Below are 16,634 nucleotides of genomic sequence, written 5' to 3' on the forward strand. Positions count from 1 at the left end.
GATGGCCCCCGTGCTGGAGAACCGCCGCGCGCGGCACGACTACGAGATCCTGGAAACCTACGAGGCGGGCATCGCCCTCAAGGGGACCGAGGTGAAGTCCCTGAGGGCGGGGAAGGTGGACTTCACGGGAAGCTTCGCCAAGTTTGAGGACGGCGAGCTTTACCTGGAAAACCTCTACATCGCCCCCTACGAAAAAGGCTCCTACACCAACGTGGACCCGAGGAGGAAGCGGAAGCTCCTCCTGCACAAGCACGAGCTTAGGCGGCTTCTCGGCAAGGTGGAGCAAAGGGGCCTCACCCTGGTCCCCCTCAAGATCTACTTCAACGAGCGGGGCTACGCCAAGGTCCTCCTGGGCCTCGCCCGGGGGAAGAAAGCCTATGAAAAGCGGCGCGAGGACAAGAAGGAGGCCGTGCGCCGCGCCTTGGAGGAGCTATGAGGGCCTTTTTCCTCCTCCTCGCTTCCTTCGCCCTGGCCCAGGCCCCCAAGCCCCTGAGGGTGGGGGAGCTTACCGGGGAGGCCCTCTACCCGGGAAACCGGGGGGTGTCCTACGGGGAGGTGGGGCTCGTGGCCCGGGGGCTCGGCCTCGCCCTCTGGCAGGGGGAGGGCCAGGTGGCCCTCGGGCTTGGGGCCCGCTACCGGACCTTCCCGGTGGAAGCGGACGAGGCCAAGGCCGCCTCCAGCCTCGCCGCCTGGCGCAAGGACGGGCGCGTCTACGTGCCCCTGCGCCCCCTGGCGGACGCCCTCGGCCTCTCCTACCGGGCCCAGGTGGGCATCCAGCTGGACCTCCCCTGGGCCCAGCTCCTCCAGGTGGAGGCCCGGCCCGAAGGCTACCTCCTCCGCTTCAGCCGGGAGGTGAACGCCGTGGTGCGGCCCGGGGGCGTCCTCTTCCTCATGGCCCAGGGGAGCCACCCCGCCTTGGTCCAAGAGGCCATGGGCCTCTTCCTCCCCCTCTCCCGCCCCCCGGAGCGGGTCTACTACCCCGGGGGCGGCCAGGTGGCCGTGGGCCTCACCCCCCTCCCCCTCCCTTCCCCCACCGTCCTCCTGGACCCGGGGCACGGCGGGGAGGACCCGGGCCTCGAGGCCCAGGGGCTGGTGGAGAAGGAGGTCGTCCTGGACCTCGCCCGCCGCGTGGCCGCCCTTCTGCCGGGCGCCCGGCTCACCCGGCAGGGCGACGAGACCCTGCCCCTGGAAGCGCGCCTCGCCCTGGCCCGCACCGCCTCCGTGGTGGTCTCCCTCCACATGGCCCGGGGCCGTGAGGTGCGCCTCTACTTCCCCAAGGACCGGACGAGCCCCCTCGCCCAAAGCCTCTCCCGCCTCGGCGACCTCCCCGAGGAACGGGCGAGGCTCCTTCGGGCCTACGCCGGGGACCCCGCCCGCCTCGCCGAGGCCCTGGAGCGGGCCCTCACCGCCCAGGGGTTCGCCGTGGTCAAGGCCGAGGGGCCCTACGCCCTGGCCCGGGTGGACGGGGCGGCGGTGCTTCTGGAGGTGGGGGCGGAAAGGCTGGGGACGGGGCAGGCCCGCGCCCTCGTGGCCCAGGCCATCGCCCAGGGGATCCGGGCCTACCTCGAGGGGGGTGCGCCGTGAGGAAGTACCTGAGCGCCTACAACCTCCTCGGCCTCCTCGTCTTCGCCCTGGGGCTTCTCGTCTACTGGCAAAGCCCCGCCCCCAACCCCCCCAAGGCCCTGCCCCTGCCCGCGGACGAGGCCGCGCGGGAGGAGAAGCTCACCCTGAACCTCTACCGCCCCGACCCGCCCCGGGGCTTCCTCCGGGAGCCCGTGGTCCTCGAGGTGGGCCTGGGGGAAAACCCCTACGAGAAGGCCCTCCTCGCCTGGGCCCAGGCCACGGGAAGCCCCACCCCCCTGGGCCTCTTCGCGGCGGAGGGGCGCCTCGTGGTGGACCTGCCCAAGGACTTCGTCCGGGGGCTGGACGCCGAGGGGGAGGTCTACCGCCTCTACAGCCTCGCCTACACTCTCCTCGCCACCTTCCCCGAGGGGAGCGAGGTGCGCTTTCTGGTGGAAGGACAGCCGAGCCCCGGCCTCGCCCACCTGGACCTGGAAGCCCCCGTACGCCTGCCATGAGCGAGACCTGGCGCCTGGACCGCCTCGTCCTCCAGGGGTTCAAGTCCTTCGCCGACCGGACCCTCCTGGACTTCCCCGACCCCATCACGGGGATCATCGGCCCCAACGGCTCGGGCAAGAGCAACCTGGTGGAGGCCATCCGCTTCGTCACCGGAAGCCGCGCCCAGGACCTGAGGGGGGAGGAGCTCAAGGCCCTCCTCTTCCACGGCGGCAAGACCCGCCCCCCCCAGGGCGTGGCCGAGGTGCGCCTGGAGCTCTCCCGGGGCCGGGAGCGCCTGGTGGTGGAGCGGCGCATTGAGGGGGAAAGAAGCCAGCTCCGGGTGAACGGCCGCCCCACAAGCGCCAAGGCCCTCGCCCTCCACCTCGCGGGCACCGGGCTCGGCCGGGGCGGGTACGCGGTGGTGGGCCAGGGGGAGGTGGGGGCGGTGCTGGAGTCCCCCGAGGTCCAGCTCCTCGCCCACCTGGAGGAGGCGGCGGGGCTGAGGCCCGTGGCCGAGGCCGTCCGCCTCACCGAGGAGCGCCTGGCCCAGGCGGCGGCCCTGGTGGAGGAACGGGAAAAGGCCCTAGAGGCCCTGAAGGCGGAGGTGGAGGCCCTGGCACGGGAGGCCGACCGGGCGAAAAGGGCCCGGGAGCTGAGCCTGCTCAGGCTCAGGCTCAAGCGCAGCCTCCTCCTCGCCCGGAAAGAGGCGCTGGCGGAGGAGGCCCAGGGGATGCGCTTCCGCCTCGAGGCGCTGGAGGCCGAGCTCAAGGGGCTCCAGGAGGCCATGGAGGCCCTCCTCGCCCGAAAGCGGGACCTCCTCGCCCAGGAAGAAGGGCTCCGCCAAGCCCTGGAGGAGGCCCACCTCGCCCTCAAGGAGCGGGAGGGGCTGATGGGGGAGGCCGGGTCCTTGCGCCGCGTCCTCCAGGCCCTGGACCGGCCCCCTCCCCCCGAACCCGGCCCCGAGCCCCCAAGGCCAGAGGAGGCCCCGGAGGCCCTTAGGGCCCGGCTCCGCGCCCTCAAGGAGGAAATCCTGCGCAAAGAGGCCCAGGTCCGAAGGGCGGAGGAGGCGCGCCGCCGTTACGAGGCCGAGCGGGCCCGGTACGAGGAAAGGCTCGCCGCCCGCCTCGAGGCCCTCAAGGAGCGGGAGGCCCTAAGGCCCGAGGTGGAGGCCCTGGAAGAGGAGGTGGCCCGGCTCGCCGCGCAGCTTCGGGAGCGGGAGGGGCTGGAGGCGAGGCTCAAGGAGGTGGAGGCCCAGCGGAGGGGCGTGGCCAAAGAGCGGGAGCGCCTCCACCTCCTGGTGGAAAGCGGCGCCGACCTCCACGAGGGGCCGAGGCGGGTCCGGGGCCTTCCGGGGGTGCTCGGCGTGGTGGCCGATCTCCTCCGCCCCGAGCCCGGGCTGGAACAGGCCCTGGAAGCGGCCCTCGGCCCCAGGCTCCAGTGGGTTCTGGTGGAGGACGAGGAGGCGGCCAAGAGGGCCATCGCCCACCTGAAGCGGGTGGGGGGGCGGGCCACCTTCCTCCCCCTCACCCTCCTCCGCCCCCGCCCCCTCCCCGGGCCCAAGCCCTTCCCCGGCCTCTTGGGCCCCGCCCGCGCCCTGGCCCACCTCCGCCTTCCCGGCCTACCGGAGGAGGCGGTGCTCGGCGTCCTCTTCGGGGACACCCTGGTCTTCCAGGACCTGGACCGGGCCCTCGCCTACCTGAGGGCCGGGGGAGGGGAACGCCTCGTGACCCTGGAGGGGGAGGTGGTGGAGCGGGCGGGGGCCATCACCGGAGGGAGGGTCCGCGCCGGGGGGGAGGCCCTTGCCCTGCGGCGGCGGCTTGACGAAGCGGAGGCGGAGGAAAGGGCCCTCGCCCAGGAGGCCCAGGCCCTTAGGGAAAGGCTCTCCGCCTTCCCCCACCCTAGGGCCCTGGAGGAGGCCAAGGCCCGGCTCCTCGCCCTCCGGGCCCGGCTGGAAAGGCCCCTTCCCCCCGAACCCAAGCCCCCGGAGCCGCCGGAGGCGCCCGAGGCTCAGGACCTCGAGGCCCTCCGCGAGGAAGCGGCCCGCCTCGAGGCCCTCCTCCAGCAGGCGGAGGCCTACGCCCGCTTCTTGGAAAGGAAGCGGGCCTGGGAGGAGTGGGAAAGGCTTAAGGAGGAAGCGGGGCGGGTCCGGGCCCGGCTTAAGGAGCTGGAGAAGGCCTTGGAGGCCACCCGCCCCCTGGCGGAAAGGGCCCGGTCCCTGGAGGAAGGGGTGCGGAAGCTTCGGCAAGCCCTCAAGGCCCTGGCGGAGGAGGAGACCCGGCTCCTCACCCGGCAAAACCACCTCCTCGCGGAGCGGGAACACCTCCGCCTCACCCTGGCCCGGCGGGAGGCGGCCTGGGAAGAGGTGGAGCGGGAGCTCGCCGAACTCCCCGAGCTTCCCCGCCTGGAAGGGACCCCACGCGCCCTCCAGGCCCGCCTCGCCCAGGCAGAGGCGGAGCTAGAGGCCCTGGGCCCGGTGAACGCCCTGGCGGAAAGGGCCCTGGCGGAGGCCGAGGAAAAGCTTAAGGCGCGCCAGCGGGAACTGGACGAGGCCGTGGAAGCCCTCCTCCGCCTCGAGGCCGAGGCCAAAGGGGTGGAGGCCGAATACCAGAAGCGCTTGGAGGAGGCCTTCGCCCGCTTCCAGGAGGCCTTCCGCCGCTACGGGGAGGCCCTGCTCGGCGGGCGGACGGAGGTGCGCCGGACGGCGCGGGGGCTGGGCCTCGTGGTCACCCCGGCGGGGAAGCGCACCCAGGACCTCCGCCTCCTCTCCCTGGGGGAGAAGACCCTCGGGGCCCTGGCCTTCCTCTTCGCCCTGGGGGAACTCCAAGGCGGGCTTCCCATCGCCGTCCTGGACGAGGTGGACGCCGCCTTGGACGAGGCGAACCTCCTGCGCTTCACGCGCTTTTTGCGCTCGGGGCGCCAGTTCCTCCTGGTGACCCACCAGAAGCGGACCATGGAGGCCTGCCACGCCCTCTACGGCGTCACCAGCGAGGAGGGGGTGAGCCGGGTCTACGCCATCCGCAAGGAGGTGGCCCATGACCTTTGAGGAGTACCAGAAGGAAGCCCAGAAGACCGCCCTCTACCCCGAGGCCTACCGCCTCGTCTACCCCGCCCTGGGCCTCGCGGGGGAGGCCGGGGAGCTCGCCAACAAGGTGAAGAAGGTCCTCCGCGACCACGGGGGGCGCCTCAGGGAGGAGGACCGGGAGGCCATCCTCGCCGAGCTCGGGGACGTCCTCTGGTACGTGGCCCAGGTGGCCACGGACCTGGGGGAAAGCCTCGAGGCCGTGGCCCAGGCCAACCTGGCGAAGCTCCGCTCCCGCAAGGAGCGGGGCAGGCTAGGAGGGGCGGGGGATAACCGATAGTGCGAACCATTTCAAGCTCTACGGCATGATCCAGCCCGCGGCCGGCGAAACCGCCGCGGTGCGGGCGGTTTTCATCATTGACCCCAACGGCATCCTCCCGAGACCCTCCGCTTCATCCAGGCCCTGCAGTTCACCGAGCGCACCGGCCTCAATACGCCTGCCAACGGGCGGCCCGGGGAGCCCGGCATCGTCAAGCCCCCCGCCACCCTCCCCGAGCTCAAGGCCGACGAGGCCAAGAAGGGCGAGTACGCCGAGCACCGCCGCTGGCACCTCCGCTTCGCAGAGCAAACCTCAAAGCCGCCAACCCCCCGGGAGGCCCCGGGGGGTTAGCCCTTCAAGCCCTCAGTCAAACAGGTCAAAGAGCTCCAGGAAGCCCTTTTTCTTCTTGTAGGGCTTGCCCTCCTTGCGGTAAAAGCCCTCCAGCTCCTCCTCGTAGCCGCGCTCCACCTCCTTGGCCTCGGCCAGGAGCTTCTCCAGCTCCCCCTTGTCCAGCCACACCCCGCCGCACTGGGGGCAGACGTCAATCAGGACGCCGCGCCGCTCCACCTCCCGCATGCCCACCCCGCAGTGGGGGCAAAGGAGCAGGGGCACCTACTCCTCCCTCCGGCCGAAGAGGCCGAGAAGGCTCGCGTAGTAGAGGATCGTGGCCAAGGAACCCGCCAAGGCGGCCACGTAGGTGAGGGCCGCCCAGGTGAGGACCCGCCGGGCAGGGCCCATCTCCTCCGGCCTGAGGAAGCCCATGCGCCTCAGGAACTCCAGGGCCCTACGGGAAGCGTCAAACTCCACGGGCAGGGTGATGAGCTGGAAGAGGGCCACGGCCAGGTAAAGGTAAAGGCCGAGCTTGGCGAGGCCCAAGGCTCCGAGGAAGAGGCCGGCGAGGACCAGGATGGGCCCCAGGTTGCTCCCCAGGCTCGCCGCAGGCCAGAGGCTCGCCCGCACCCTAAGCCAGGCGTAGCCCCGAGCGTCCTGCACCGCGTGCCCCACCTCGTGGGCGGCCACGGCCAGGGCGGCCAGGCTCGGCGAGGCGTAGTTGGGCTCGGAAAGCCGCACGGCCTTGGCCTGGGGATCGTAGTGGTCCGTGAGGGCCCCGGGCACGGGCTCCACCCGGACGTGGGTGAGGCCGTGGGTGTCTAGGATCGCCCGGGCCACCTCGGCCCCCGTGAGCCCCCGGCTGTTCGCCACCCGGCTGTAGCGGGCAAAGGTGGCCTGTAGACCTCCTTGGATGGCCAGGCTGGCCACGAAGACCAGGATCATGAGCAAGAACGCAAGCGTGTCCATGGCTCCCTCCTTCCGGGGAGTAGCAGAAAACGAGGCCACCCAAAGGTGGTCTCGCCATGCGCCTCAAGGCGCCCCAGCCGACCGGGGATGCCTCCCGTCCTGACGACCGGCTGGCCCCACTTTCGGGGCGGCTACTCCCCGGAACTCACTTTATAACAAGAAGCCGTCCCCCCTGCAACTACCGGACGAGGAGCACGGGGCAAGGAGCCTCGGCCACCACCCGTTGGCTCTGGCTTCCCAGGAAGAGGCTTCCCACCGCCCCAAGGCCCCGGGTGCCCATGACGATGAGGTCGGCCCTCTCCCCCAAGGCGGCCTGGAGGATGGCCTCCGCCGGGCGGCCCTCCAGGAGGAGGGCGTCCTCCCGGGGCACCCCGGTGAGGGCCACCGCCTCGGCCAGGACCTTTTCCGCCCGCTCCAGGCGGCGCTTCAAGGCCTCCTCAAAGAAGGGCTCCCCCAGGTAGTCGGGCACGGGCTCGTAGACGTGGACCACGACAAGCCTCGCCCCGTGGGCCTCCGCCTCGGCCTTGGCGGCCTCCGCCGCCCGCTTGGCGTGCTCCGAGCCGTCGTAGGCCAGGAGGATGGTCTTGAACATGCTCCTAGTTTACCCGCTTCCTTGGCCCCCGGGCCCTCCCGGGGCCCCCATGCTGGTTTAGGCCAGCATGGGGTGGTCAAGCCTGGGGGCGGGTCTCCGAGGGGAGCTCCACCTTGCGGCCGCAGCGGCAGGTCTCCCCCTCAATGCGGGCGAGGGTACCGTCCCCCTTGGGGTAGAGCCAAAGGGCCCCGCAGTCGGGGCAGCGCACCTCGGCCACCAGGGAGCGGACCTCCTCCGGGGAGAAGCGGTAGACCTCCCCGCACCAGTGGCAGACCACCTCCGCCCCGCCCTCCTTCACGATCATCTCCTCGCGCTCCTCCGGGGTGAAGAAGACCAGGGCCTCCAGGGCCTTCTCCCGGTTGCAGCGGCAGCGGAAGCGGGCGGGGATCTCGTTCTGGAGGTAGCCCAGGGCGCGGAGGTCGGTGCGCTCAAAGCCCAGGCCGGCAAGAAGGGCCTCCAAAGCCCCCTCCAGGCCCCGCTCCCGAAGGAGGGGGGTGAGGCCGGGGAGGTCCTTGAGGTTGGCCTCGAGGCGGCCCAAGACCTCCTCCTTGGCCCCGGGCATCACCTGGACGGCCACGCCCCCCGCCACCTCCACCTCCCCCTCTCCCTTGACCCGCACGCCGAGGAGCACCGCCGAGGGGATCTGCTCCGACTGCCAGAGGTAGTGGGCGAGGTCCTCGGCGATCTCCCCCGAGACCAAGGGCACGGTGCTCGTGTAGACCTCCCCATTGGGGAGGCTCCGGTCCACCCGCAAGACCCCGGCCCCCACGAGCTCCCCCACGTTCAGCTTTCCGTCCTCCCTCAAGGGGACCTCGGCCTCGGGGTTTTTCACATATCCCCGGACGTTCCCCTGGGGGTCGGCCTCCACCAGGATCCCCCCCAAGGGCCCCGTCCCCTCCACCCGGAGGGTGATCCGCTCCTTGGGGGTCTTGAGGAGGAGCTGGGCGAGGAGGAGGGCCCCGGTCATGGCGCGCCCCAAAGCGGCGGTGGCCGTGGGGGAAAGGCCGTGGCGAAGCCTCGCCTCCTCCACCACGTCCGTGGTCTCCGCGGCCACCACCCGCAGGTCCCCTCCGCCCGCAAGGCCCCTAAGGATCCGTCCCATACCCCGCCATTATGCCACGGGCCTATAATCCCCCATATGGGCCTCGTGATCTACGACACCCTGGCGCGCCGCAAGGTGCCCTTTGAGCCCGCGGTCCCCGGCCACGTGGGGATCTACGTCTGCGGCCCCACGGTCTACTCCGACCCCCACCTGGGCCACGCCCGTGGGCCCGTGGTTTACGACGTCCTAAGGCGCTACTTTCTCCACAAGGGCTACAAGGTGCGCTTCGTCTCCAACATCACCGACGTGGGCCACCTCACCGACGACGCCGACGAGGGCGAGGACAAGATCGTAAGGCGGGCCAAGCTGGAGCGCCTGGAGCCCATGGAGGTGGCGGACAAGTACATGTGGAGCTACTTTGACGCCATGCAGGCCCTGAACGTCCTCAGGCCCTCCATCGCCCCGAGGGCTTCAGGCCACATCCCGGAGATGCTGGAGCTCACGGAAAGGCTTCTTGCGCGGGGCATGGCCTACGAGCGAAGGGGAAGCGTCTACTTCCGGGTGCGCTCCTTCCCCGAGTACGGGAAGCTCTCGGGAAAACGCCTGGAGGAGCTCAGGGCGGGAGCCCGGGTGGAGGTGCGGGAGGAGAAGGAAGACCCCCTGGACTTCGCCCTCTGGAAGGCGGCGGAGCCCGGGCACCTCATGCGCTGGAAGAGCCCCTGGGGGGAGGGGTACCCCGGCTGGCACATTGAGTGCACGGCCATGAGCCTCAAGTACCTGGGGGAGGGCTTTGACCTCCACGCCGGGGGGATTGACCTGCAGTTTCCCCACCACGAGTGCGAGATCGCCCAGGCGGAGGCCGCGGGCTTCCGCTTCGCCCGTCACTGGATGCACCACAACCACGTGCTTTTGGAGGGGGAGAAGATGGCGAAGAGCACGGGGAACCTGGTCCTCCTCCACGACCTCCTCAAGGCCCACGAGCCCATGGCCCTCCGCTTCTACCTCCTCCAGACCCACTACCGAAGCCCCATGGACTTCACCTGGGAAGGGTTGGAAAGCGCCAAAAGGGGCTACGCCCGCCTCCTCCACGCCTACCGGGAGGTGCGGGAGCGGAAGAAGACCGCACCCCCGGGCACCACCCCCGGGCTGGAGAGGGCCCTGGACGCCCTGGAAAAGGCCTTCATGGAGGCCATAGAGGACGACCTCTCCACCCCCGAGGCCCTGGCCGCCCTCTTCACCTTCCTCCCCGAGCTCCACAAGCTCCTTCCCGAGGCCAAAGCGGAAAGCTTGGCCCGGGCCGAAGCGGTCTTCCACACCCTGGGGGAGGGGATCCTCGGCCTCTTTCCCGAGAGGGTCCTGGAGGAAAGGGTCTCCGGGCCCCTCCTCGAGGGCCTCATCGCCCTCCTCTTGGAGCTTAGGGAAGAGGCGAGGCGGGCCAAGGACTACGAAAGAAGCGACCTCATCCGGGAAAGGTTGAGGGCCCTCGGCGTCATCGTGGAGGACACCAAGGAGGGCCCGAGGTGGCGCCTAGAACGCTAAAGAACCCCCCCGTGCGGGGCAGGCCCGCACGGGGGGTAAGGCTACCTCACGCGGGCGTCAGCGCGGGATGGGGTAGCCCCCGGCCTCCAACACCGCCTCCGCCGCCTGGCGGCGCAGGGCCACGAGGTCCAAGGGCTCGCGCTTGGTGAGCCTGCGGGCGGCGGAGTAGACCACCCGGGCCTCGTCCCCTTCCACGAGGCGGGGCAGGACGGAAAGCGCCCCCGCCTGGGCCCGGTCCAGGGCCTGGGCCAGGTAGATGCGGGCGAGGACTTCGGCGAGCCCGCCAAGCCGCCTGGCCCGGAGGAGGGCGCTTTCCGCGGCGTAGGCGTCAATGAGGATGTCGGCCACCGCCCCCAGCACCTCCTGCTCCTCCTCCACCCCCTGGCCGTACTTCTGCACGGCGAGCCCGGCCACCATGAGGGCGAGCTTCTTCAGGTTTTGGACCTGGTGGAGCTCGAGGTCCTCGGGCTCCTCAAAGCTCGGCTCCAGAAGCTCCTTTTGAAGCCGGCTGGCCGCCTGCAGGAGGGGGAGCTGGCCCTTCAGGGCCCGGCGGAGGAGCATGCCCGGGATGAGGAGGCGGTTGATCTCGTTGGTGCCCTCAAAGATGCGGTTGATGCGGGCGTCGCGGTAGGCCCTTTCAATGGGGTACTCCTGGGAGTAGCCGTAGCCCCCGTGGATCTGCACCCCCTCGTCCACCACGTAGTCCAGCACCTCGGAGCCCAGCACCTTGATGATGCTGGCCTCCACGGCGTACTCCTCAATGCCCGCCATCACCGCCTCGGGGCCCTTCTTCCCCGCGAGGGCCTCGTCAATGAGGCCCACGGTGCGGTAGACGGCGCTCTCGGCGGCGTAGATGCGGCTCGCCATCTCGCCGAGCTTCTGCTGGATGAGGCCGAAGCGGCCGATGGGGCGGCCGAACTGCACCCGCTGGTTGGCGTACTGGGCGGAAAGCTCCAGGGCCCGCTTCGCCCCGCCCACGGCCCCCGCCCCGAGCTTGTAGCGGCCCACGTTGAGGACGTTGAAGGCGATCTTGTGCCCCTTGCCCACCTCCCCGAGGACGTTCTCCACGGGCACCTTGACGTCCTCCAGGATCACCTGGCGGGTGCTGGAGGCCTTGATGCCCATCTTCTTCTCCTCGGGGCCGAAGGAGAGGCCGGGGGTGCCCCGCTCCACCAGGAAGGCGGTGAAGTGCTCCCCGTCCACCTTGGCGAAGACGGTGAAGAGGTGGGCGAAGCCCGCGTTGGAGATCCACTGTTTGACCCCATTCAGGATGTAGTACTTGCCGTCCTCAGAAAGCGTGGCCCGGGTCTTGGCGGCGAGGGCGTCGGAACCCGAGCCCGGCTCCGTGAGGCAGTAGGCGGCGATCCACTCGCCGCTTGCGAGCTTGGGGAGGTACTTCCGCTTCTGCTCTTCCGTGCCGAAGTAGACGAGGGGCAGGGTGCCGATGGAGGTGTGGGCGCCGTAGGTGACGGAGAAGCCCCCGCTTCCCGAAAGCTCCTCGGCCACCACGGTGGAGATCACCTTGGGCAGGTCCAGGCCGCCGTACTCCTCAGGGACGTCAATGGCAAGAAGCCCGAGCTCCCCCGCCTTGCGCATCAGGGGCACGTTGAGCTCAAGCTCCCCGTGCTCCATGCGCTCCAGAAGGGGAAGCACCTCCCGCTCCACGAAGGTGCGGGTGGTGCGGGCGATCTCCTTGACGCTCTCGTCAAAGTCCTCGGGGGTGTAGACCCGCTCCGGGACCTCAAGAAGCCAGCCGCCGCCTTTTTGCCAAAGCTTCTTCTCCTCGGTCATGGTCCTCCTCCTTAGGCCGGATAAACCTCAAACACGCCCGCGGCGCCCATGCCGCCGCCGATGCACATGGTGACGAGGCCGTACCCCCCGCCCCTCCGGGCAAGCTCGCTCAGGAGCTGGGCGGTGAGCTTGGCCCCCGTGGCCCCCAGGGGGTGGCCCAAGGCGATGGCCCCGCCGTTGACGTTCGTCTTCTCCTCGGGCATCTCCAGGGCCCGCATCACCGCCAGGACCTGGGCGGCGAAGGCCTCGTTGAACTCAATGAGGGCGATCTGGTCCAGGGTGAGGCCCGCCCGCTTCAGGGCCTTGGGCACCGCCTTCACCGGGCCGATCCCCATCACGTCGGGCTCCACCCCGGCCACGGCGAAGCTCACGAAGCGGGCGAGGGGCTTGAGGCCTAAGGCCTCCGCCTTCTCCCGGCTCATGACCACCACCGCCGCCGCCCCGTCGGAGTAGGGGCTGGAGTTGCCCGCGGTCACGGTGCCGTTCTTCTTAAAGGCGGGGCGGAGCTTGGCCAAAGCCTCCAAGGAGGTGTCGGGGCGGACCGTCTCGTCCCGATCAAAGAGGACCTCCTCCACCTCCTTCTTGGTCCCCCGGTAGGTCACCTTGGGCACCCGGATGGGGACCACTTCAGGGAAGCGCCCCTCGGCCCAGGCCTGGGCCGCCTTCTGGTGGCTCCTCAAAGCCCACCGGTCCTGGTCCTCGCGGCTTATGCCGAAGCGCTCCGCCACCCTTTCGGCGGTGAGGCCCATGCCGATGTAGGTGGAGTAGGTCTCGGGGCTCCACTCCGTGGGGGTGAGGTCGGGGTGGAGCCGGGTGTGGAAGCCCGACATGGGCACCTGGCTCATCATCTCCACCCCACCCGCCAAGACGGCGTCCGCCATCCCCGTCATCACCGCCTGGGCGGCCATGGCGACCGTCTGAAGGCCGCTGGAGCAGAAGCGGTTGATGGTGGCCCCCGCCACCTCCACGGGGAAGCCCGCCCGAAGGAGGGCCAGGCGGGCGATGTTCAGCCCTTGGGCCGCCTCGGGCATGGCGCACCCCCAGAGGACGTCCTCAAGCTCCTTGGGGTCCAGGCCCACCCGCTCCACCGCGGCCCGCATCACCTGGGCGGAGAGGTCCACGGGGTGCAAGGTGGCCAAGGCCCCGTTCTTCTTGCCCCGGGCCACGGGGCTCCGCACTGCGCTTACGATGACCGCTTCCCGCATCTTCTCCCCCTCAGTTCCTAAGCGGCTTGCCCGTCTTCAAGGTGTAGGCGATGCGCTCCTGGGTCTTCCGGGTGCCGAGGAGCTTCAAGAAGGCCTCGCGCTCCAGGTCCAGAAGGTCCCACTCGGAGACCTCCCGCGCCGGGCCTTCCCCGCCGGAGAGGACGTAGGCGATCTCCAGGCCGATTCTCACGTCGTGGTCCGTGATCTCCCCCGCCTCGCGGAAAGCCCAGACGGCGTAGCGGAGGTTGCCCAAGGCCTCGCTCCCCAAGACCCGGATCCTCGGGGGCAGGGGCGGGCGGTAGTCGGGGGCGAGCTCCAAAACCCGCCGCTTGGCGTCGGCGATGAGGAAATCCCGGTTCATGCTGATCCCGTCCCCGTCCCGGAGGAAGCCCATCTTGCGGGCCTCGAGGGCGCTCGTGGAGGTCCTGGCCATGGCGATGAGGTTAAAGGCCCGCTTCACCGCCTCAAAGGGGTCGGCCTCCTCGTAGGGGGCAAGCTCCTGGGTGAAGCGGAGGAGCATCTCCTTGGTGCCGCCCCCCGCGGGCAGAAGCCCCACCCCGGCCTCCACCAGGCCCATGTAAAGCTCGGCGTGGGCCTGGACCCGGTCGGCGTGCAGGGTGAACTCCGCCCCGCCCCCCAGGGTGAGGCCGAAGGGGGCCACGACCACGGGGAAGGGGCTATAGCGGAGGGACATGGAGGCCTTCTGGAACTGGCGCACGGCCAGGGCAAGCTCGTCCCAGTCCCCCTCCTGGGCCAGGGAGAGGATGAGGGCCAGGTTGGCCCCGGCGGAGAAGGCCCTCGGGTCCTCGTTGCCGATGACGAGGCCCAGGTAGCCCTTCTCCTCCACATACTCCAGGCTCTTCTGGAGCATGCGGATGACCCCCTCCCCAATGGCGTTCATCTTGGTGCGGAACTCCAAAAGGGCCACCCCATCCCCCAGGTCCAGAAGGGCCGCCTCCTTGCCCTCCAGGAGGACCTTGCCCTCGGACTTGAGGGCCTTTAGGGAGAGGACGCCCTCCCGCTTGGGCAAGGGGTGGTAGGCCCCGTCAAACCCCAGGTAGGCGCCGTCCTTGTAGAAGGTGCCCTGGGCCTTCCTAAGGAGCCCGGGAACCTCCAAGCCGTGCTCGGCGAAAAGGGCCTCCACCCGGGAAAGCCCCACGGCGTCCATGTTCTTGAAGGGGCCTTCCTCCCAAGCGAAGCCCCACTCCAGGGCCTGGTCCACGGAGACGAGGTCGTAGGCGATCTCCGGAGCCTTCTCCAGGGTGTAGTGGGCGGTCTTGGCGAAAAGCTCCCGGAGGAAGGCCCCGTACTTGCCGGGAAGGTCCAAGGCCTTGGCGAGGCGCTCCCTCAGGGGAAGGTCCCGGAGGGCGCGAAGCTCGGGAAGCTCCAGCTTGGTCCGGGGGACGTACTCCAGGGTCCGGTAGTCCAGGGTGTAGATCTCCCCGTTCACCCGCTTGTAGAACCCGGCCCCCGCCTTCTCCCCTAAGCGGCCCTCCTCCACGAGCCGGTGGACCCACTCGGGCAGGGCGAAGTCCTCCCCGGTGGCCTGGGCGAGCTCCTCGGTCACGAGCTTCAGCACGTCCAGGCCCGTGAGGTCGGCGGTGCGGAAGGTGGCGGAGTTGGGGCGGCCGAGGAGGGGCCCGGTGAGGGCGTCCACCTCGTCAATGGTGAGGCCGTGCTTCTCCATGAGGCGCACGGCCTGCACCATCCCGTAGACCCCGAGGCGGTTGGCGATGAAGCCGGGGGAGTCCTTGGCGAGAACGGTGCCCTTGCCGAGGATCCTCTCCCCAAAGCGGCGGATTTCCTCCAGGACCTTGGGGTCGGTCTCCGGGGTGGGGATGAGCTCCAGGAGGTGGAGGTAGCGGGGCGGGTTGAAGAAGTGGGTGCCCAGGAAGCGCCGGCGGAAGCCCTCGGAGCGCCCCTCCAGAAGCACCCTCATGGGGATGCCGCTCGTGTTGGAGCTAATGATGGCGGTGGGCTTCAGGAGGCCTTCCAGGCGGGCGTAGAGGGCCTGCTTGGGCTCGGGCTTCTCAATGATGGCCTCCACCACCCAGTCGCAGTCCTTGAGCTTCTCCAGGTCGTCCTCGGTGTTGCCGATCTCAATGTACCGGGCCCGCTCGGGGTCCATGAAGGCCGCGGGCTTGGCCTTGAGGGCGCGCTCCAGGCCCCGCTTGGCGTACTCGTTGCGGTCCTCCTTCCCGGGGATGTCCAAGAGCACCACCGGGACCCCGGCGCTCGCCACCAGGGCAGCGATCCCGCTTCCCATGGTCCCCGCGCCCACCACGCCTACCTTCTTGATCATGGCCACCTCCTTATACTGAGTCAAAGTTTAACCTTCCGTTCCCCGCCTGTCAAAGGGGACGGGCGTTTTCCTTAGGTCTTAAGCTTGACAGCCCCCCCGGAGCCGCTTAAGATAAAGCCGCTATGAAAAGAGCTTTTGTATGGCTCACCGCCGCACTTTTTAGCCTTGGCCTGGCCCAGGGGGTGCGGAGCCTGGGCATGGGTGGAGTAGCCCTCCCCGGCCCCGCCTCCCTCTGGGCCAACCCCGCCTACGCCGTCTTTCCCAAGACCTGGGACCGGGGAGGCTGGCCCCTTCCCCTTGGCCTCTTGCGCCTCCTCCCCCTCTTCCCCGACACCAGCCCCTTCACCTACTTCACCGACCCCGAGGCCTTCCGCAGGGGGTTTGACCTCCTGAGCTTTTACGATCAGGTGGCCCACCTGGACAGCTTCCTCCTGAACCCCGCCCGAAGCCCCGACGAGGTGGTGTTTCGGGTACGGGCCGATGGGATCTCCATCACGGATGGCTCGGGAAGGAACCTGGTGCCCTCCTTCCAGGTAGGGGCCTCCCCGGAAAACCCCAAGGCCCTGGTCCCGCAACCCCTCTTCTCCCTCTCCCTTGACCTCGGCCCCGGCACCTACCTGAGCCTCGGCCCCTTCTATGGGGTCCAGGGGGTACGGGTGAGCCCAAGCCCCGAGCTCGCCCGGGCCTTGGCGGAAGGGAAGCCGGACGCCTGCAAGGCCGACCCCTCCCCTTGCGTCCTCGAGGCCTCGGGCGCCTTGAGCAGCGGGCTAAGCCTCGCCCTCGGCTTCGCCACCCCCCTGCCCGAGATCCCCGGCCTCGGGAAGGTCTACCTGGGGATGAGGGGAGAGGGCTTTTACGGCCTGGCCTACGCAGAGGCCAACGCCAAGGCCCGCCCCACCTTTGACGGGAACGGGAATCTGAGCGGAACGAGCTACGAATACCGCTACTTCCTCAGCTACCCCGGTTTCCTGGAAGACACCCTAGGCCAGGGAGGAGGCGGCGGGGGCTTTGGCCTAAGGGGGGACGTGGGCGTGGCCTTGGACGGAGGGGAGTGGGCCTTGGGCCTGGGGGTGCGGAACCTCCTGGGCTTCGCCCGCTGGAGCGGGGTGGAGGTTTCGGGAACGGAAAGCGGAGAAACCCGGACCCCCACCACCAAGGAAAGCGCCTTCGCCGCCCCCGAGGTCTTCCTGAACGGGGCCTACCGCCTCCCCCTGGAGGTGGGAAGCCTCCTCTTGGCCGCGGACGCCCGCTTCGGTAGCACAGCCCCCGCCTTCCACCTAGGGGTAGAGTACGGCCTCGGACCCTTGGCCCTAAGGACCGGGATCGGCCTGGAAGGAGGGGTCCGCTTCGGCTTGGGGGCGGGCCTGAACCTGGAAGCCCTGGCCCTGGACCTGGCCCTCACCACCCACGAGGCCCCCTTGGTGGGCGGCCCGGTCTACGGCCTGGCCCTGGCGGTGAGCTTCTAGTG

Annotated in this window: 15 protein-coding genes; 8 read left to right on the plus strand and 7 right to left on the minus strand. The window is 70.0% G+C overall.

Annotation, left to right across the window (positions count from 1 at the left end; genetic code table 11):
• The first annotated feature begins 1 nt into the window (after position 1).
• The 6 genes from smpB to TthTMY_RS06455 all read left to right on the plus strand — a co-directional run bounded on the left by smpB (position 2) and on the right by TthTMY_RS06455 (position 5,747).
• Positions 2 to 436 (plus strand): SsrA-binding protein SmpB, encoded by a 435-nt coding sequence (gene smpB, locus TthTMY_RS06430; RefSeq protein WP_096410683.1) that lies wholly within the window; start codon positions 2 to 4, stop codon positions 434 to 436.
• On the plus strand, positions 433 to 1,584 hold the full coding sequence (locus TthTMY_RS06435; RefSeq protein ID WP_223903099.1) for an N-acetylmuramoyl-L-alanine amidase family protein: 1,152 nt from the start codon (positions 433 to 435) through the stop codon (positions 1,582 to 1,584). The genes smpB and TthTMY_RS06435 overlap by 4 nt, the downstream gene beginning before the upstream one ends.
• The gene (locus tag TthTMY_RS06440) at positions 1,581 to 2,078 is read left to right on the plus strand and encodes a GerMN domain-containing protein (RefSeq protein ID WP_223903100.1); all 498 of its coding nucleotides are present in this window, start codon (positions 1,581 to 1,583) and stop codon (positions 2,076 to 2,078) included. Before TthTMY_RS06435 ends, TthTMY_RS06440 begins: the two co-directional genes overlap by 4 nt.
• Positions 2,075 to 5,101 (plus strand): AAA family ATPase, encoded by a 3,027-nt coding sequence (locus TthTMY_RS06445; RefSeq protein WP_223903101.1) that lies wholly within the window; start codon positions 2,075 to 2,077, stop codon positions 5,099 to 5,101. The genes TthTMY_RS06440 and TthTMY_RS06445 overlap by 4 nt, the downstream gene beginning before the upstream one ends.
• The gene (locus tag TthTMY_RS06450) at positions 5,091 to 5,417 is read left to right on the plus strand and encodes a nucleoside triphosphate pyrophosphohydrolase family protein (protein ID WP_096410684.1); all 327 of its coding nucleotides are present in this window, start codon (positions 5,091 to 5,093) and stop codon (positions 5,415 to 5,417) included. Before TthTMY_RS06445 ends, TthTMY_RS06450 begins: the two co-directional genes overlap by 11 nt.
• Positions 5,418 to 5,540: 123 nt before the next feature.
• Positions 5,541 to 5,747: a hypothetical protein gene (locus tag TthTMY_RS06455; protein WP_223903538.1), complete on the plus strand. Its 207-nt coding sequence runs from the start codon at positions 5,541 to 5,543 to the stop codon at positions 5,745 to 5,747.
• Between the two features lie 12 nt (positions 5,748 to 5,759).
• Here the strand turns inward: TthTMY_RS06455 and TthTMY_RS06460 are convergent, their stop codons facing one another.
• The 4 genes from TthTMY_RS06460 to hslO all read right to left on the minus strand — a co-directional run bounded on the left by TthTMY_RS06460 (position 5,760) and on the right by hslO (position 8,389).
• Positions 5,760 to 6,008, minus strand: coding sequence for a zf-TFIIB domain-containing protein (locus TthTMY_RS06460; protein WP_096410685.1), 249 nt, complete (start codon positions 6,006 to 6,008; stop codon positions 5,760 to 5,762).
• A complete protein-coding gene (locus TthTMY_RS06465; RefSeq protein ID WP_096410686.1) occupies positions 6,009 to 6,695 on the minus strand; it encodes a zinc metallopeptidase in 687 nt (228 codons plus the stop codon).
• Between the two features lie 178 nt (positions 6,696 to 6,873).
• On the minus strand, positions 6,874 to 7,287 hold the full coding sequence (locus TthTMY_RS06470; protein ID WP_096410687.1) for a universal stress protein: 414 nt from the start codon (positions 7,285 to 7,287) through the stop codon (positions 6,874 to 6,876).
• Between the two features lie 76 nt (positions 7,288 to 7,363).
• Positions 7,364 to 8,389 (minus strand): Hsp33 family molecular chaperone HslO, encoded by a 1,026-nt coding sequence (gene hslO, locus TthTMY_RS06475; RefSeq protein ID WP_096410688.1) that lies wholly within the window; start codon positions 8,387 to 8,389, stop codon positions 7,364 to 7,366.
• Positions 8,390 to 8,425: 36 nt separating this feature from the next.
• Here hslO and cysS point away from each other — a divergent pair, with 36 nt between their 5' ends.
• A complete protein-coding gene (cysS, locus tag TthTMY_RS06480; protein ID WP_096410689.1) occupies positions 8,426 to 9,868 on the plus strand; it encodes a cysteine--tRNA ligase in 1,443 nt (480 codons plus the stop codon).
• A 57-nt stretch (positions 9,869 to 9,925) separates the two neighbouring features.
• Here the strand turns inward: cysS and TthTMY_RS06485 are convergent, their stop codons facing one another.
• The 3 genes from TthTMY_RS06485 to TthTMY_RS06495 are packed head-to-tail and all read right to left on the minus strand — an operon-like array spanning position 9,926 to position 15,166.
• Entirely contained in the window at positions 9,926 to 11,659 is a 1,734-nt protein-coding gene (locus tag TthTMY_RS06485) for an acyl-CoA dehydrogenase family protein (RefSeq protein ID WP_096410690.1), read from the minus strand.
• Positions 11,660 to 11,670: 11 nt separating this feature from the next.
• Positions 11,671 to 12,864, minus strand: coding sequence for a thiolase family protein (locus tag TthTMY_RS06490; protein ID WP_096410691.1), 1,194 nt, complete (start codon positions 12,862 to 12,864; stop codon positions 11,671 to 11,673).
• 10 nt (positions 12,865 to 12,874) lie between these two features.
• Positions 12,875 to 15,166: a 3-hydroxyacyl-CoA dehydrogenase/enoyl-CoA hydratase family protein gene (locus TthTMY_RS06495; RefSeq protein ID WP_096410692.1), complete on the minus strand. Its 2,292-nt coding sequence runs from the start codon at positions 15,164 to 15,166 to the stop codon at positions 12,875 to 12,877.
• 122 nt (positions 15,167 to 15,288) lie between these two features.
• Between TthTMY_RS06495 and TthTMY_RS06500 the strand changes: the two genes are divergently transcribed.
• The gene (locus TthTMY_RS06500; RefSeq protein ID WP_096410693.1) at positions 15,289 to 16,632 is read left to right on the plus strand and encodes a hypothetical protein; all 1,344 of its coding nucleotides are present in this window, start codon (positions 15,289 to 15,291) and stop codon (positions 16,630 to 16,632) included.
• Positions 16,633 to 16,634 lie beyond the last annotated feature (2 nt).

It is taken from the genome of Thermus thermophilus, assembly GCF_019974155.1.
GTDB classification, from domain to species: Bacteria; Deinococcota; Deinococci; order Deinococcales; family Thermaceae; genus Thermus; species Thermus thermophilus_C.

Coding starts and splice junctions, on each gene's coding strand:
- TthTMY_RS06435 (WP_223903099.1), top strand. CDS start 433: ATGAGGGCCTTTTTCCTCCTCCTCGCTTCCTTCGCCCTGGCCCAGGCC.
- TthTMY_RS06495 (WP_096410692.1), bottom strand. CDS start 15,166: ATGATCAAGAAGGTAGGCGTGGTGGGCGCGGGGACCATGGGAAGCGGG.
- TthTMY_RS06485 (WP_096410690.1), bottom strand. CDS start 11,659: ATGACCGAGGAGAAGAAGCTTTGGCAAAAAGGCGGCGGCTGGCTTCTT.
- TthTMY_RS06450 (WP_096410684.1), top strand. CDS start 5,091: ATGACCTTTGAGGAGTACCAGAAGGAAGCCCAGAAGACCGCCCTCTAC.
- hslO (WP_096410688.1), bottom strand. CDS start 8,389: ATGGGACGGATCCTTAGGGGCCTTGCGGGCGGAGGGGACCTGCGGGTG.
- TthTMY_RS06445 (WP_223903101.1), top strand. CDS start 2,075: ATGAGCGAGACCTGGCGCCTGGACCGCCTCGTCCTCCAGGGGTTCAAG.
- TthTMY_RS06490 (WP_096410691.1), bottom strand. CDS start 12,864: ATGCGGGAAGCGGTCATCGTAAGCGCAGTGCGGAGCCCCGTGGCCCGG.
- smpB (WP_096410683.1), top strand. CDS start 2: ATGGCCCCCGTGCTGGAGAACCGCCGCGCGCGGCACGACTACGAGATC.
- cysS (WP_096410689.1), top strand. CDS start 8,426: ATGGGCCTCGTGATCTACGACACCCTGGCGCGCCGCAAGGTGCCCTTT.
- TthTMY_RS06470 (WP_096410687.1), bottom strand. CDS start 7,287: ATGTTCAAGACCATCCTCCTGGCCTACGACGGCTCGGAGCACGCCAAG.
- TthTMY_RS06500 (WP_096410693.1), top strand. CDS start 15,289: ATGAAAAGAGCTTTTGTATGGCTCACCGCCGCACTTTTTAGCCTTGGC.
- TthTMY_RS06465 (WP_096410686.1), bottom strand. CDS start 6,695: ATGGACACGCTTGCGTTCTTGCTCATGATCCTGGTCTTCGTGGCCAGC.